This is a genomic window from Buchnera aphidicola (Thelaxes suberi) (assembly GCF_964059005.1).
Lineage (GTDB): Bacteria > Pseudomonadota > Gammaproteobacteria > Enterobacterales > Enterobacteriaceae > Buchnera_I > Buchnera_I aphidicola_C.
Map to the genome: position 1 here is coordinate 429,200 of NZ_OZ060389.1, position 17,016 is coordinate 446,215.

At 26.3% G+C, this 17,016-nt stretch carries 12 protein-coding genes, 2 tRNA genes, 2 rRNA genes and 1 other RNA gene; 8 read left to right on the plus strand and 9 right to left on the minus strand.

The features are described from left to right. Nucleotides 1–257: 257 nt before the first annotated feature. Nucleotides 258–2,030, plus strand: a complete 1,773-nt coding sequence (locus tag AB4W61_RS01940) for an ABC transporter transmembrane domain-containing protein (RefSeq protein WP_367678845.1) — start codon at nucleotides 258–260, stop codon at nucleotides 2,028–2,030. A 5-nt stretch (nucleotides 2,031–2,035) separates the two neighbouring features. Beyond that, a complete protein-coding gene (locus AB4W61_RS01945; RefSeq protein ID WP_367678846.1) occupies nucleotides 2,036–3,805 on the plus strand; it encodes a SmdB family multidrug efflux ABC transporter permease/ATP-binding protein in 1,770 nt (589 codons plus the stop codon). A 19-nt stretch (nucleotides 3,806–3,824) separates the two neighbouring features. Here the strand turns inward: AB4W61_RS01945 and ffs are convergent. Next, nucleotides 3,825–3,925, minus strand: an RNA gene (ffs, locus tag AB4W61_RS01950) — signal recognition particle sRNA small type. A 166-nt stretch (nucleotides 3,926–4,091) separates the two neighbouring features. Between ffs and dnaX the strand changes: the two genes are divergently transcribed. The 4 genes from dnaX (at nucleotide 4,092) to AB4W61_RS01970 (ending at nucleotide 8,421) form a co-directional block, all read left to right on the plus strand. Further along, a complete protein-coding gene (gene dnaX, locus AB4W61_RS01955; RefSeq protein WP_367678847.1) occupies nucleotides 4,092–5,243 on the plus strand; it encodes a DNA polymerase III subunit gamma/tau in 1,152 nt (383 codons plus the stop codon). A gap of 240 nt (nucleotides 5,244–5,483) precedes the next feature. Beyond that, on the plus strand, nucleotides 5,484–5,816 hold the full coding sequence (locus AB4W61_RS01960; RefSeq protein WP_367678848.1) for a YbaB/EbfC family nucleoid-associated protein: 333 nt from the start codon (nucleotides 5,484–5,486) through the stop codon (nucleotides 5,814–5,816). 72 nt (nucleotides 5,817–5,888) lie between these two features. Then, nucleotides 5,889–7,748 (plus strand): molecular chaperone HtpG, encoded by a 1,860-nt coding sequence (gene htpG, locus AB4W61_RS01965; protein WP_367678849.1) that lies wholly within the window; start codon nucleotides 5,889–5,891, stop codon nucleotides 7,746–7,748. Nucleotides 7,749–7,791: 43 nt separating this feature from the next. Then, nucleotides 7,792–8,421, plus strand: a complete 630-nt coding sequence (locus AB4W61_RS01970; protein WP_367678850.1) for an adenylate kinase family protein — start codon at nucleotides 7,792–7,794, stop codon at nucleotides 8,419–8,421. A 34-nt stretch (nucleotides 8,422–8,455) separates the two neighbouring features. On the opposite strand, the gene AB4W61_RS01975 is transcribed toward AB4W61_RS01970, so the two are convergent. Further along, a tRNA-Arg gene (locus tag AB4W61_RS01975) sits at nucleotides 8,456–8,529 on the minus strand. A 116-nt stretch (nucleotides 8,530–8,645) separates the two neighbouring features. On the opposite strand from AB4W61_RS01975, the gene folD reads away from it, so the two are divergent. Beyond that, nucleotides 8,646–9,563, plus strand: coding sequence for a bifunctional methylenetetrahydrofolate dehydrogenase/methenyltetrahydrofolate cyclohydrolase FolD (folD, locus tag AB4W61_RS01980; protein WP_367679164.1), 918 nt, complete (start codon nucleotides 8,646–8,648; stop codon nucleotides 9,561–9,563). Here the strand turns inward: folD and cysS are convergent. After that, nucleotides 9,494–10,882, minus strand: coding sequence for a cysteine--tRNA ligase (cysS, locus tag AB4W61_RS01985; RefSeq protein WP_367678851.1), 1,389 nt, complete (start codon nucleotides 10,880–10,882; stop codon nucleotides 9,494–9,496). The two genes, folD and cysS, sit on opposite strands and share 70 nt — an antisense overlap. Before the next feature lie 138 nt (nucleotides 10,883–11,020). Between cysS and ybeD the strand changes: the two genes are divergently transcribed. After that, nucleotides 11,021–11,284, plus strand: coding sequence for a DUF493 family protein YbeD (ybeD, locus tag AB4W61_RS01990; RefSeq protein WP_367678852.1), 264 nt, complete (start codon nucleotides 11,021–11,023; stop codon nucleotides 11,282–11,284). Between the two features lie 143 nt (nucleotides 11,285–11,427). On the opposite strand, the gene cspE is transcribed toward ybeD, so the two are convergent. From cspE to AB4W61_RS02020, 6 genes are all read right to left on the minus strand, one after another. Then, nucleotides 11,428–11,637, minus strand: coding sequence for a transcription antiterminator/RNA stability regulator CspE (cspE, locus tag AB4W61_RS01995; RefSeq protein ID WP_158353696.1), 210 nt, complete (start codon nucleotides 11,635–11,637; stop codon nucleotides 11,428–11,430). A gap of 163 nt (nucleotides 11,638–11,800) precedes the next feature. Beyond that, a 5S ribosomal RNA gene (rrf, locus tag AB4W61_RS02000) occupies nucleotides 11,801–11,916 on the minus strand. Nucleotides 11,917–12,045: 129 nt separating this feature from the next. Then, nucleotides 12,046–15,066, minus strand: a 23S ribosomal RNA gene (locus tag AB4W61_RS02005). Nucleotides 15,067–15,265: 199 nt separating this feature from the next. Continuing rightward, nucleotides 15,266–15,337: transfer RNA gene (locus tag AB4W61_RS02010), tRNA-Glu, on the minus strand. A gap of 169 nt (nucleotides 15,338–15,506) precedes the next feature. Next, a complete protein-coding gene (gene aroE, locus AB4W61_RS02015; protein WP_367678853.1) occupies nucleotides 15,507–16,370 on the minus strand; it encodes a shikimate dehydrogenase in 864 nt (287 codons plus the stop codon). Continuing rightward, complete coding sequence (locus AB4W61_RS02020) at nucleotides 16,363–16,932, minus strand: L-threonylcarbamoyladenylate synthase (RefSeq protein ID WP_367678854.1); 570 nt, start codon at nucleotides 16,930–16,932, stop codon at nucleotides 16,363–16,365. The genes aroE and AB4W61_RS02020 overlap by 8 nt, the downstream gene beginning before the upstream one ends. Between the last annotated feature and the right edge of the window lie 84 nt (nucleotides 16,933–17,016).

Sequence of the window (17,016 nt, forward strand, 5' to 3'; positions counted from 1 at the left end):
GCATATTTACGATTTAATTTTTATCCGAATAACAACTCTGTAATACACAGTTACAGTTATGAATCTATTTCACAATCCAATAAAAACATAAAGTAATGAATAAACCTATATATTTATAATTAAAAAATTAAAAATACATTAGTTCTCATTTTATTCATTTAAAAAAATCATATAAAAAATTTTTATTTATATATTTAAAAATATTTTAAATATTCATATTTTATTATATAAATAATTATTTAAAAATAAGGAACTGTGTGAAATTATTTAAACAACTAACCTGGTATTTTATAAAAGAATGGAAAAGATATTCCAGTGCTATATCTTTATTAATTATAATTGCATTATTACAATTAATACCACCTAAAATAACAGGAGAATTAGTTGACATTATTGTAAAAAAAGAAATTAATAACAATCAAAAAATTATTTTTTATATCATATCACTGATAATAATCGCTTTTATTATTTATATACTCAGATGTATATGGAGAATTCTATTATTTGGAGCCGCATATAGATTATCAATCCATCTGAGAACTAAATTTTATACTGCTTTAAGTTATAAACAACCATGTTTCTATTTTAAAAATAGAACTGGAGACCTGATGACTAAAGCAACTAATGACATTGATAAAGTAGTATTTGCTGCAGGAGAAGGAGTTTTAACATTAGTAGATTCTTTTTTTATGGGGATATCTGTATTATTCATGATGTGTCAACAAATTAGCTTTCAACTAACTTTAATTGCTTTAGCGCCTATGCCTATTATGGCTATAATCATTACTAATTATGGAAAACAACTTCATGAAAAATTTCATGAATATCAAAAAAAATTTTCTGCATTAAATAACTATACTCAAGAATGTTTAACCAATATTAGAATGATTCGCGCTTTTGGATTAGAAAAAGAAAAATTTTATAAGTTTGAGCAAATAGCTAAAGAAGCGGGATTAAAAAATTTAAAAACTGCTAATATAGATTCTAAATTTGATCCAGTTATCCATGTTGCAATTGCTTTTTCTAATCTATTATCTATTGTTATAGGAAGTTGGTTTGTTTCTAATAACAAAATTTCATTTGGACAATTAACTACCTTTATTATGTACTTGGGTTTAATGATTTGGCCTATGTTAGCTCTAGCATGGATGTTTAACATTGTAGAACGTGGAAGCGCTGCATGGGAAAGAATATCACCTATTTTAATACATAAAAAAAATAAAATTCGTGATCACTACTTTTTTTTTGAAAAAATTTATCCTATTTTAAAACTAAAAAAAATAGAAATTAAAATAAATGAATTTACATATTCTATACACAAAAAAATAACATTAAAAAATATTAATTTTACTATTACTAAAGGAGATATTATTGGTATTTGCGGACCAACTGGATCAGGTAAAAGTACTATAATACAATTAATACAAAGAAATTTTGAAAATTACAAAGGGGATATATTATATAATTCTATTTCTATAAAAAAATTTTCTTTAAAAGAATGGAGATCAAACTTATCAGTAGTAAACCAATCTACTTTTTTATTTTCAGATACAATTTATAAAAATATTACACTTGGAAAACCTCACGCTTCATATTCAGAAGTAAAAAAAGTAGCTAAAATAGCAAATATACATAACGATATAATAAATTTTGAAAATGGATATAATACTCAAGTAGGAGAAAAAGGTATTATGTTATCAGGTGGGCAAAAACAAAGAATTTCTATTGCTCGTGCGTTATTATTTAACAGCAATATACTTATATTAGATAATGCATTATCTGCTGTTGATGCAATAACTGAGTACAATATACTTAATAACATAAATAAATGGAAAACAAGTGATAAAACTATCATTATAGTTTCACATCGTATGAGTACTCTAAAAAGAGTAAATATAATTATTGTAATGAAAGAAGGAGAAATTCTTCAAAAAGGTACGCATACAAATTTAATGAAAGAAAAAAATTGGTATCAGCAAACATATTTTTATCAAAAAATGGAATTATGTTCAAAAAAAGGAATATATTAATAATAATGAAAAAAAAAAAGCAATTTCAAAATTTAAATTTTTGGAATACATTAAAAAGATTACTTCAATATGGCGTAAAATGGAAAAATTTATTTTTTTACGCTTTAATGTTATTAATATTCGCTTCCTTTTGCGAGATACTGTCTCCTTTATTAATTAGTACGTTTATCAAACATACAATTTTATTAAATAAAATAAATAAAATTTTTATATTCTCCTTAATTATCAGTTTTATCATATTACAAATAGGAGCTGCATTTTTAAATTATTTAGAAAGTGTTTTAATAAATAAAATATCTGTTTATATTGTTCAAAAAATCAGAACTGAAGTTATGCAATCTGCATTAAACCAACCTATTGTTGAATTTGATAACCAACCTATTGGTCAAATTATTGCTAAAGTAACCAGTGATACTGAAATTATCAAGGAATTATACGATACAGTTATTCCAACATTTATACGTAGTTTTATTTTAATAGTAATAATGATTATTACAATTTTTGTATTGTCATGGAAAATGGCTTTAATTGCATCAACTATTTTTCCAATTGTTACAATTATTATGATAGTGTATCAACACTATAGCGTTCCTTTGCTACGAACTTCTAGGAATTATTTTGCTGAAATTAATAATAAATTTAACGAAGCGATTAGCGGCATGACAGTTTTACAACAATTTAATCAAGAATATGCTTATGGAAAAAAAATTAAACAAGCGAGTTATCAACATTACTTAATTAAAATGAAAATGTTGAAACTGGATGGATTTTTATTACGTCCTTTATTAAGTTTATTAAGTTCTTTAGTATTATGCGGTTTAATGACTTTAATCAGTTTATTTCCTACTAATATATTTGAAATAAGTATGTTATATGTTTTTATTAACTATCTAGGTCGATTAAATGAACCTTTGATTGCTATCACTAACCAACAATCAATATTACAACAAGCAATAGTTTCTGCAGAAAGAGTATTTCAATTGATAGATTCCCCAAAACAAAAATATGGAAATAATACAAGTAAAATATTAACAGGAACAATTAAAATAAAAAACTTAAATTTTTCTTATAAGCAAAATAATCATTTTGTACTAAAAAATATCAATTTTGAAATATTAGATAAAGAATTTATTGCTTTAGTTGGCCATACAGGAAGTGGTAAAACTACTTTTGCTAATATATTAATGGGGTATTATCCCTATTATGATGGCAATATTAATATTGATAGGAAATCGTTGACTTCAATTCATCCATATGTTTTAAGAAAAAATATATCTATAGTACAACAAGATCCAGTAATTTTTGCAGATACTATATATAATAATATTACTTTAGGACAAAATATTCCAGAAAAAAAAATATGGAATATTTTAAAAAAAATTGGTTTACTAAAACTTGTTCAAGAAATGCCAAATAAATTATCTGAAATACTAGGAGAACAAGGTAATAATTTATCCATTGGTCAAAAACAGCTAATATCATTAGCCCGAATATTAGTTATTCAACCAAAAATATTAATTTTAGATGAAGCTACTGCAAATATAGATTCTGAAACAGAATTAAATATACAGAAATCTCTTTCTGTTGTTAACCAATATTCTACTATAATAAGTATAGCTCATCGACTTTCTACAATTATTCATGCAAATAGAATTATATTTTTCTATAAAGGAGAAGTTAAAGAAGTAGGCAATCATTATGAATTAATGAAAAAAAAAGGAAAATATTGGAATATGTATAATTTACAATCTAAAAAAAATGCTTTTTTTTTATAATATTCTATAAAAAAAATTACTCTGCTAGCTACAATTATAGTACCTAAGTTTTATTGAACTGGATGCTTTCTTCCGAACCTGACCGGGTTTTTCAAAAAAAATAGAACTATAGCACTATACAGAGTAATTTTTTATATATCAAATTATTTTTTAATTTAATAATAATCTATTAGTGATATAATATTAAATTATTTAACTGTTGTAAACAATTAATTTTTTTTTATATAAAATATATTGTTTATTCATATGTATTTTAATAAAAAAAAGATAATCAGGAATTAATTTCATGGTTTATCAAATTCTTGCGCAAAAATGGAGACCACAATCTTTTAAAGAAATAATTGGTCAAAATTTTGCTACCGTAGCATTAAAAAATAGTTTTATTTTAAATAAAGTACATCAATCATGGATTTTTCATGGAACAAGAGGTATTGGTAAAACATCAATCGCAAGGATATTATCTAAAGCTCTTAATTGTATACAACTTATTCAAGGCGAGCCATGTCAATATTGTTTAAATTGTAAAGAAATAAAGAAAGGAAATTTTGTTGATCTCATAGAAATAGATGCAGCATCAAAAACAAAAGTAGAAGATATTAAAGAAATATTAGAAAATATTCAATATGCTCCAATTAAAGGATTATTTAAAATATATCTAATTGATGAAGTTCATATGTTATCAAAACATAGTTTTCATGCTTTATTAAAAATATTAGAAGAACCGCCTCATCATATTAAATTTATACTTGCTACTACTGATATTGCAAAAGTACCTAATACAATCATTTCTAGGTGTTTATGTTTTAGTTTAAAAAAACTAACAAATAATGAAATTTATGTACATTTAAAACATATTTTAAAGAAAGAAAAAATTGAATTTGAAACTAAAAGTATTCAAATAATTGCAAATCAATCAAATGGAAGTATCAGAGATGCTCTTAATATACTAGAACAAGCTATAGCATTAGGCAATGGAGTTGTATCATCCAAACAAGTAATAAATATGTTTGGTTTAATAAAAAAAGAAATAATTTTTTTTATTACAAAAACATTAATATTACAAGATTATCAATCTTTACTAAATTTTTTATATAATAAAAAAAATTCAGAAATAAATTGGAAAAATTTATTAATAGAAATTATGCGTTTATTACATTATATGATACTTATTAAGTGTAATGTAGAAGATCAAAATAAAAATAATACTTTTATTAATAAAAAAATAGAAAAAGAAGTATTAAATTTAGCTAATCATTGTCATATAAATAAAATTCAGCTATATTATAGAGTATTAATTGTTGGTTTAAAAGAAATACATAATGCTCCAAATTTAAAAATAGGAGCTGAAATGACGTTTTTTAGAATAATAAATATAGAAAAATCAATTTTATCTAATACAATCCAATGCTATACACACAATTTTTCTAATCCAATTTAAAATATATTTTTAATTAAGGTATTGTATTTATAAAAATATAAAAAATAAATAAATATATATAAAAAAATAAATGAATTTAATTAATGTTTTAATAATTTTTATAAAAATATTTAAATATAAAATTAATAATTAAATAAATTTATCGCTTTATAACATTAAAAAAATTTTATTAATACTCACATAAATATAAAATTAAAAATAAAAATATTTTCAATTACTTATTAATTAAACAGGAAAATAATGTTCAACTCAAATAATTTAACTCATCTAATTCAACAAGCTCAAACAATGCAAGAAAAAATAAAAAAAGTTCAAAAAGACATAGAAAATTTAGAAATAATTGGTGAATCAGGAGCTGGATTAGTTAAAATAACTCTCTTTGGTAATCATAAATGTAAAAAAATAGAAATTGATCATTCTTTATTAATCAAAGAAGAAAAAGAGATATTAGAAGATTTAATTACAGCTGCTTTTAATGACGCTAGTCGTAGAATAACCGAAGAAAAAAATAATAGAGTTTCAAATGCTTCAAATAAATTTAACCTACCTCCAGAATTTAATTTAAACTTTTAATTTTAAGTTGTTATATAATTTTTAATTTAACAAAATAATCATTTTATAAAAAATAATTTTTTAAGAGAATTTATGAATAACATGAACAAAGAAATCCATCAATTTCAATCAGAAACTAAACAAGTGCTACATTTAATGATTCATTCTTTATATTCAAATAAAGAAATTTTTTTAAGAGAATTAATTGCTAATGCATCTGATGCATTAGATAAATTAAGATTTCTTTCTAATACTAATCCTAATTTTCATTCATATAATAAAAATTTATCTATTAAAATTTCAATATCAAAAAAAGATAATACAATTATTATTAGTGATAATGGAATAGGAATGAATAAAGAAGAAGTGATTGAAAATTTAGGAACAATTGCAAAATCAGGAACAAAAAAATTTTTGTCCTCTATAGAGCAGAATTATCAAAACAATAAACCAAATCAAATTGGACAATTTGGAGTAGGTTTTTATTCTTCATTTATTGTTGCTAACTTTGTATCAGTACATACACGATCAGTATATAATACAGAAAAAGAGGGTATTTTTTGGACATCACATGGGACAGGTGAATTTTCTATTGAAAAAAAAGAAAAAAAAGAAATTGGAACTACTATATATTTAACCATTAAAAATGAAAACAAAGAATTTTTAGAATTATGGAAAGTAAAAAATATTATTCATAAATATTCTGAGTATGTAAGTTTTCCTATACAAATAAATAACGAAAAAAAAGAATGGGAACAAATTAATAATGTTCAAGCTATATGGTTACAAAACAAATCAGAAATTAGTGAAAAAAAATATATAGAATTTTATAAAAATATAACAAAAGATGATCATGCACCTTTAACATGGATTCATAACAAAGTTGAAGGAAATCAAGAATATACTCTTTTATTATATATTCCATCTAAATTACCAATGAATATATGGAATAAAGATAACAAATATGGAATTAAATTATATATACAAAAAATATTTATTATGGAAGATGTAGATAAAATATTACCTAATTACTTAAGATTTATTAAAGGAGTTGTTGATTGTAACGATCTTCCGTTAAATATTTCTAGAGAAATATTACAAGAAAATAAAATCATAAATATACTTAAGAAATCAATTACTAAAAAAATACTCAATATTCTAACGTTTATGTCCGAAAAAGAGCCAGAAAAATATACAATGTTTTGGAAAGAATTTGGATCAATTTTTAAAGAAGGACCTGCAGAAGATATATCCAACAAAAACGCAATTTTAAATTTATTACGATTTAATTCAACGAATGATAATAATAAAGATAAATTTATTTCATTAGAAGAATATACAAGTAATATGGATAAAAATCAAAAAAATATATATTTTATTAGCGGAGATAATTTTACTGCCGCACAAAATAGCCCTCATTTAGAACTATTTAAAAAAAATAAAATTAATGTATTACTTTTATCAGAAAAAGTAGACGAATGGATGGTTAATTATATAACTGATTTTAAAGGTATCAAATTACAATCTATTACCAAATATGATCCATCATTAAATAAAATATTTAAAGAAAAAGTAGAAGTTGATAAAATCGATGATAGTATTCATGAACTAATAAAAAAAATAAAATTAATTTTAAAAAATGAAGTAATTGATGTAAAATTAACTTGTAAACTAACCAATACTCCAGCAGTATTAACTCCAGATTCAAATGAGATGTCTACTCAAATGGCAAAATTATTCCTTTCTGCTGGACAAAATGTACCTGCAATAAAATATATTTTAGAAATTAACCCCATACATCCTTTAATAAAAAAAATTTCTCGTATGAATCAAGAAGAAGAAATAAAAAATTGGATAGAAATATTATTTGATCAAACCGTATTGATTGAAAAAGGAAGTTTAGAAAATCCTAATAACTTTATTCAAAAAATAAATAAAATATTAAGCATTTAAAATATATTTTTATTTTTAATAAATTACTAGAGAAATCTTGATTATGCATATTATTTTGTTAGGAGCTCCTGGAAGTGGAAAAGGAACTCAATCTCATCTTATTAGTAAAAAACTAAATTTACCTATTATTTCAACTAGCTATCTTTTAAAAAAACAATCATTATATTCTTCTAAAAAAGAAAATATTATAATTAATAATTGCATTCAAAATGGTATTTTAGTTCCAGATAATATTGTAATAAATTTAATTAAAAAAAGAATAACGAAAAAAGATTGTAAAACAGGTTATATATTAGACGGATTTCCAAGAACAATAAAACAGGCAGATTCGATGGAGTCTGCTAATATATTTATTAATTGTGTAATAGAAATTATTGTAGATGAAAAAACACTTATTAAAAGAATATCAGGAAGAAGAGTTCACACTCAATCTGGAAGAATTTATCATACAATATTTTCTCCTCCTATAATAAAAAATAAAGATGACTTAACAGGAGAAAAGTTAATTATTAGGTCCGATGATAACCCGAAAACTATTAAAAAAAGAATCGAAGAATACAATAAAACAAAAGTATGCCTAATAAATTTTTTTAAAAAAAGAAATAAAGTTTTTCAAATTAACGGCAATCAATCAATAGAAAAAATTCATCAAGATATTGTTGATATAATATAATTTTTATAGCAATATAAAATTTATTTTATTTATATGCACTCTACAAGATTCGAACTTGTGACCTACGGCTTAGAAGGCCGTTGCTCTATCCAGCTGAGCTAAGAGTGCTAATAAAAAAGTTTTTTATTATTATTATACAATATTTCTTATATAAAAAACAATTTTTTATATAAGAAATATATACAATTTACTCATTTAAACACATAAAATTAAAATATATGCCCATATCAAAAAAAATAATTGATGGAAATTTAATTTCCAATATTTTTAAAAATAAAATGCAATTAAAAATTAAAAAAAAAATACAAGAAGGATATAGACCGCCATGTTTAGCGGTAATATTAGTAGGAAATAATTCTTCTTCTCTTATCTATATTCAAAACAAAAAAAAAGCTTGTGAACAAGTTGGTGTATTATCTAAAAATTGGTTTCTTTCTGAAAATACTAAAGAAATAGACTTAATCAATTTAATTCAATCATTAAATAGAAATCCATTAATTGATGGAATACTTGTACAAATACCTCTTCCAAAAAATATTGATCCAAAAAAAATTTTTCAAAGTATTGATCCAAAAAAAGATGTCGATGGATTTCATCCTTATAATGCTGGATGTTTATTACAAAAAATACCAAAATTTAGGCCTTGCACTCCTAAAGGTATTATGCTTTTATTAAAATATTATAATATTAATATGTATGGTTTACATGCTGTGATATTAGGGGCATCAAATATTGTCGGTAGACCTATGTGTATGGAATTATTACTTGCAGGATGTACAACAACTGTAACACATCGATTTACTAAAAATTTATATGAACATATCAATAAAGCAGATCTATTAATTGTTGCAATCGGAAAATCGAATTTTGTACAAGGTCATTGGATAAAAAAAGAATCTATTATTATAGATGCAGGAATTAACAAATTACCCGATGGTAGCATAACAGGTGATGTAGATTTTAATTCTTCTATTTCTCAATGTTCATTAATTACTCCTGTTCCGGGAGGAGTAGGTCCTATGACTATTACTGCATTACTACTTAATACTATAAAAGCTTATCAAAAAAATATTTATAAAAAAAACCATGATGTATTAAATTCTGCGTCTTTTACATGCACTCCCAATGAAAGTAATTTATAACGTATTGAATCAGCTTTACTCCATATTTTTAATAATCGTGCTTGATTACGCAATTTAATCAATAATTCAATTTTTTTTATATCTAAATTATAAAAAGCTTTTTTATTTTTTAAAAACATATCAGGATCATGAAATAAAATTCCTAATATATTTCCGATAAATTTTAACTGTGAAGCCAATTTATTTGCCTGTAATAAATTTTTATTTTTTAATATATTTATTTTTTTTACAATAATAAACATCATAGACAATACTTTAGGTATATTAAAATCATTGTTCATAGAATTATAAAACTCTAAAAAAGTATTACTTTTTTTACTATGAATATTTTTTATTGGTTCCATATTGGTATTTAATAAAGCGGTATATAACCGATATACAGCATAATTAGCTTGTTTTAAACCTGACTCGTTATATTGTAATAACGAACGATAATGTTTAGATAAAACATAAAATCGAATAACTTCTGGATCATATTGTTTTAATAAACTACTTAATTTTTTTACGTTATTTAACGATTTTGACATTTTTTTATTTTTTAATATAACTGATCCGACATGCATCCAATGCTTTACATATTGATATCCATAATAACAATCTGATTGCGCTTTTTCATTTTCATGATGAGGAAAAAGCAAATCAGATCCTCCTCCATGTATATCACAATGTTTTTTAAAATAAGTTGAATTGATAGCTGAACATTCTATATGCCATCCTGGTCTACCAGGACCCCATGGTGAATTCCAATAAGGTTCATTTTTTTTTGACATTTTCCATAATACAAAATCTAACTGATTTTTTTTAACAGAATTATATTTTTTGTTTTTTTGAGAAATTACTTTTGATAAAATTTGATTAGATAATCTACCATATTCAATATAATTATTTATAGAAAAATTAATATCACCATTTGTTGAAATGTAAGCATATTTATGTTTGATTAATTTTTTAATCATATTAATAATTTCATGAATATGGTGTGTAACTAATGGTTCTTTATCTGGCTTAATCATATTTAAAATAGAAAAATTATGATGCATATTATGAATTGCACGATTCGAAATTTCTCTATAATCTTTTTTTTTTAATAAAGATTTAGCAATAATTTTATCATCTATATCAGTGATATTACGTACATAATAAACATTATAACCAATATGACGTAAATAACGAACTACTACATCAAAAAATATAAATGTTCTACCATGTCCTATATGACAATCATCATAAGATGTAATACCACATACATATAAATTAATATTTTTTTTTTGTAAAATACAATCTATTTTATTATTTAAAGAATTAAAAATTTTTATCATAAAATAAATTTATTCTCCTATAATAAAAATATTTTTTATTCAATAAAAAAATAAAACAAAATATGATATTATTAACATTATTAAAAATAATATTAAATAATACATTTATAAAATTTTATTTGAATAAAAGGGGTTTTAATGAAAAGTAAATTAGAAAAACTATTAAATTTTCCTTGTTCTTTTACTTATAAAGTAATTGGATTTTCAAATCCGGAATTAATTGATAATGTAATAAAAATTGTTCAAATTCATATACCAGGAGATTATGTACCTCAAATTAAATCAAGTAATAAAGGAAAATTTATTTCTATTTCAGTTACAGTATTTGCTACTACATTCTCTCAAATAGAGAATTTATATATAGAACTTAGTAAAATTAATACAGTAAGAATTGTTCTGTAATAGATAAAATTAAAAAATTAATTGAAACAATAGAATACTATCTTTCATTTGAAAAAGACTTTTTATAGGTCTATTTCAAATGAAACTAAAATGGTATTAAAATATGTATAAAGACTTTTCTCTAAAGCTAACTGTTTTATTTACTATAAACTGATAACGTTAGTAGCGGATGGTCCTTTTACCCCTTCAGTGATTTCAAATTCAACGCTTTGACCCTCTGCTAATGTTTTGAATCCATTGCTTTGGATAGCTGAAAAATGTACAAAAACGTCTTTACTTCCATCTTCAGGAGTAATAAAACCAAACCCTTTAGATTCATTAAACCACTTAACATTACCTTTAATCTTGGACATCTAATATTACCTTTAACTTGAAAATACATATTAAATATAAATTAATAAATATAAATTAATATTTTTTATTAAAAATTATAATACTCAAAATAAATAATATTTTTACGTACTCTTAGTATTAAGATATTATTTATTTTGAATATTAGCGTAGTAATAAATTTAAACCTGGCAATGTCCTACTCTCACACGGGGAGGCCCCGTACTACCATCGGCGTTATAGCATTTCACTTCTGAGTTCGATATGGATTCAGGTGGTACTACTACACTATTGTTGCCAGGTTGTAAACTTAAATTATTATAAACAATACATAATAAATATTATTTATAATAATAAAATTTCGGTTTAACAAGCTGAATATTCTATTTATTATTTTTTATTTTAATATTTTAGAACATCTCTGGTGTTACAGGATTAAGCCTCTCGGGTCATTAGTACTGGTTAGCTCAACATATTGCTATGCTTACACATCCAGCCTATCTACGTTGTAGTCTTCAACGTCCCTTCAGTAAGTTTTTTTAAAACTTCAGGGAAAATTAATCTTAGGGCAAGTTTCGTGTTTAGATGCTTTCAACACTTATCTTTTCCGCATTTAGCTACCGGGCAATGCCATTGGCATGACAACCCGAACACCAGTGATGCGTCCACTTCGGTCCTCTCGTACTAGAAGTAGCCCCCCTCAATTTTCCTACGCCCACGACAGATAGGGACCGAACTGTCTCACGACGTTCTAAACCCAGCTCGCGTACCACTTTAAATGGCGAACAGCCATACCCTTGGGACCTGCTTCAGCCCCAGGATGTGATGAGCCGACATCGAGGTGCCAAACACCGCCGTCGATATGAACTCTTGGGCGGTATCAGCCTGTTATCCCCGGAGTACCTTTTATTTGTTGAGCGATGGCCCTTCCATACAGAACCACCGGATCACTAAGACCTGCTTTCGCATCTGTTTGCGTTATCACGCTTACAGTTAAACTGGCTTATATCTTTATACTAACCTTACGATTTCCAACCGTAATTAGCCAATCTTTGTACTCCTCCGTTACTCTTTGGGAGGAGACCGCCCCAGTCAAACTACCCACCAGACACTGTCTCTGTACCGGTTAACGGTACTAGGTTAGAATACTAATATTTAAAGGGTGGTATTTCAAGGTTGACTCCCTTGTTACTAGCGTAACAATTTCATTGTCTCCCACCTATCCTACACATTAAATTTCAGAATTCAGTGTCAAGCTATAGTAAAGGTTCACGGGGTCTTTCCGTCTTGCCGCGGGTACACTGCATCTTCACAGCGATTTCAATTTCACTGAGTCCCAGATGGAGACAGCCTGGCCATCATTACGCCATTCGTGCAGGTCGGAACTTACCCGACAAGGAATTTCGCTACCTTAGGACCGTTATAGTTACGGCCGCCGTTTACCGGGGCTTCAGTCTAGAGCTTCAAATAATTTAAAAAATTATTTTAACCCCTTCGATTAACCTTCCGGCACCGGGCAGGCGTCACACCGTATACTTCCACTTACGTGTTTGCACAGTGCTGTGTTTTTAATAAACAGTTGCAGCCAGCTGGTATCTTCGACTAACTTCAGCTCTAAGAGTAAATCTTGTTACTTACATGTTAGCGTGCCTTCTCCCGAAGTTACGGCACTATTTTGCCTAGTTCCTTCACCTGGGTTCTCTCAAGCGCCTTGGTATACTCTACCTAACCACCTGTGTCGGTTTGGGGTACGATTTAATATTATTTTTTTATTTTTTTTGCTTAGAGGCTTTTCTTGGAAGCATGGTATTAGTCACTTCTTTATTACTTTTAATTAATAAATCGTCATCACGCCTCAGTTTAAAAAAAACCGGATTTTCCTAATTTTTATGCCTACACGTTTAAACCAAGTCAACCATCGCTTGGATGACCTAACCTTCTTCGTCCCCCCAATCGCAATAATACTAAGCACAGGAATATTAACCTGTTGTCCATCGACTACGCCATTTGGCCTCGCCTTAGGGATCGGCTTACCCTGCCCCGATTAACGTTGGACAGGAAACCTTGGTTTTTCGGCGAGCAGGTTTTTTACCTGCTTTATCGTTACTTATGTCAGCATTCGCACTTCTGATACCTCCAATATACTTTTCAATATATCTTCTATGGCTTACAGAACGCTCCCCTACCCAATATAATTTATATTTAAAATAAATTTTTAATATTTATGATAAAAATAAAAAAAAGATATTTTTATTATATTGTCGCAGCTTCGGTATATAGTTTAGCCCCGTTAAATCTTCCGCGCAGGCCGACTCGACCAGTGAGCTATTACGCTTTCTTTAAATGATGGCTGCTTCTAAGCCAACATCCTGGCTGTTTATGCCTTCCCACATCGTTTGCCACTTAACTATAATTTAGGGACCTTAGCTGGCGATCTGGGTTGTTTCCCTTTCCACAACGAACGTTAGCACCCGCTGTGTGTCTCCCGTGATAGCATTCTATAGTATTCGGAGTTTGCATTGATTTGGTAGGTCGGGATGACCCCCTAGTCAAAACAGTGCTCTACCCCTATAGATGAATTCACGAGGCGCTACCTAAATAGCTTTCGGGGAGAACCAGCTATCTCCCGGTTTGATTGGCCTTTCACCCCTAGCCACAAATCATCCGCTAATTTTTCAACATTAGTCGGTTCGGTCCTCCAGTTAGTTTTACCTAACCTTCAACCTGTTCATGGCTAGATCACCGGGTTTCGGGTCTGTATCCTGAAACTAATAAAATTTTTCAATTTTTTTCGCCCTTTTAAGACTCGGTTTCCCTTCGGCTCCCCTAATTGGTTAACCTTGCTACAGAATACAAGTCGCTGACCCATTATACAAAAGGTACGCAGTCACTTTTATGATATTGCAAAAGCTCCTACTGCTTGTACGTATACGGTTTCAGGATCTATTTCACTCCCCTAACCGGGGTTCTTTTCGCCTTTCCCTTACGGTACTAGTTCACTATCGGTCAGTCAGGAGTATTTAGCCTTGGAGGATGGTCCCCCCATCTTCAAACAAGATTTCTCGTGTCTCGCTCTACTTTTTGAGATCTTTATATAAATTTTTTTATGTACAAGGCTATCACTTTGTATCGCTGATTTTTCCATATCATTCCACTAAAATTTATTTCAAGATTTTTTCTCTGGGCTTTTCCCTTTTCGCTCGCCACTACTTAGGGAATCTCGGTTGATTTCTTTTCCTCAAGGTACTTAGATGTTTCAGTTCTCTTGGTTTGCTTTTCTATTCTATAGATTCAAATAGAAATAATGTATTTTTAATACATTGGGTTTCCCCATTCGGATATTACCGGATCAATTGCTTCTTATCAGCTAACCGATACTTTTCGCAGATTAGTACGTCCTTCTTCGCCTCTGACTGCCTAGGCATTCACCGTATACGCTTACTTGCTTAATCCTGCAACACCACAGATGTCTTTAAAAATTAATTAAAATTTTTAATATAACATTTAGCTTGTTCCGATTTTTTAAAGAGCATTTTTTCATTCATTTAAGAATTATCTTAAATTAAATTAACAATAACATATTATTTTATAACAGTACAGAAATAATTTTAAATTTTAATCATATTTATATAATATAAAAAATTTATTTCTTGTCCCCTAGGGGATTTGAACCCCTGTTGCCGCCGTGAAAGGGCGATGTCCTAACCACTAGACGAAGGGGACATATTTTATTAATTGAATAACTGTTAATATTTGTATAATAAAAAAATATAATCATTTTGTTAAAAAATTATTTTTTCATATTAATGTATACGAGTCAAGTTTTTTCTTAATTAAAATATTTAATTTGTTAAATTAATAAGTATTTTTTTTTTAAAATATTTTGATCTAATTATTTAGAAAAAATTAATTTTTTGTTTTTTTTAAAGTAAGTCAAAGTTGCATCTATCATATTTTCAATAAATAAATAATCTTTATTCCATATTGAGAAAGAATAAGCAGCTTGACAAACTAACATTCCGAAACCATCTGAATAATATATAGCTCCATTTGTTTTACACCATGATAAAAATGAAGTATCTTTTTTTAAATCATAACATATATCATAAAAAAAAGTCGTTTTAGAAAAAAATTGTTGGGAAATATATTTCACATCTTTTGAAAAAATACAAGAAGTAGTATTAATAATTAAATCAAAATGAATTTTTTTATTATTAAAATATGTAAAATTATGTACGTTACCTAATATTTTAAATTGTTTAATAAGGTTATCAACTTTTTCTTTAGTACGATTATGTAAAAAAATATTACATCCATATTTTATTAAGGATGGAATAATACCTTTTGCCGCTCCTCCAGCACCTAATATTAATACATTATTTTTTTTTATTAAAAATTTTAATCTTTTTAAATCATACAATAAACCTATTCCATCAGTATTATCGCCTAAAATAATATCATTGTTTATTTTAAATAATGTATTTACAGACCCTGCAATAAAGGCTTTATCTGTTAACTTGTTAGCAAATAAAAAAGCCTTTTCTTTATAAGGAGCAGTGATATTAGCACCTATTCCATAACGATTCGTAAAAAAATCATACAAGATTTTATTAAAATCATCTAAAGGAACTAAAACAGATATATATTCGTAATCTATTTTAGTATAATAAGAAAAATAATTATGAATTAAAGGTGACAAACTATGAATAATTGGATTACCAAAAACAGCAAAACATTTTTTTTTTATATTAACCATAACGAATTACCTTACCAGAAAAAATATTAACGATACAAGAAGGTTTTTTATAACCTAAAAAACCTTTTAATATTGGTATTTTTGATCCAAAAACATTGATAATTTCGTTTTGATTATAACAAGGTTTTGATCCTGATAAATTAGCACTAGTTGATATAATTGGTTTTTTAAATAATTTACATAATTTTCTTATCGATGGATGAGAAGTAACACGAGCAGCAATCCATACAGAATTGCCAGTGATCCATTCTGGAGTAGTATGATTTTTAGGTAACAATAATGTTAAAGGCCCGGGCCAGACTTGTTTAATTATCTTTTTTTGTATTAAAGAAAGTTTCTGTTTTTCTATATAAGTATTCAGTTGATTAAAATAAGCAGAAATTAATATTAAACCTTTATTAATAGATCTTTTTTTTATATCTAATAAACTTAAAACTGCTTTCTTACTATCTGGGTCACACCCTAATCCAAATACAGATTCAGTTGGATATGCGATAATTTGTTTTTTTTTTAATGCATTTAAACAACGTTTTGTTGAAGAAAATAAAATTGATTGTTTCACGAATATTTCCATAAAATGTTCTATTGTTAATTTTAATTAAATCAAATTTTTCATAACAATGTTTATAAAATTAATTCACAAAAA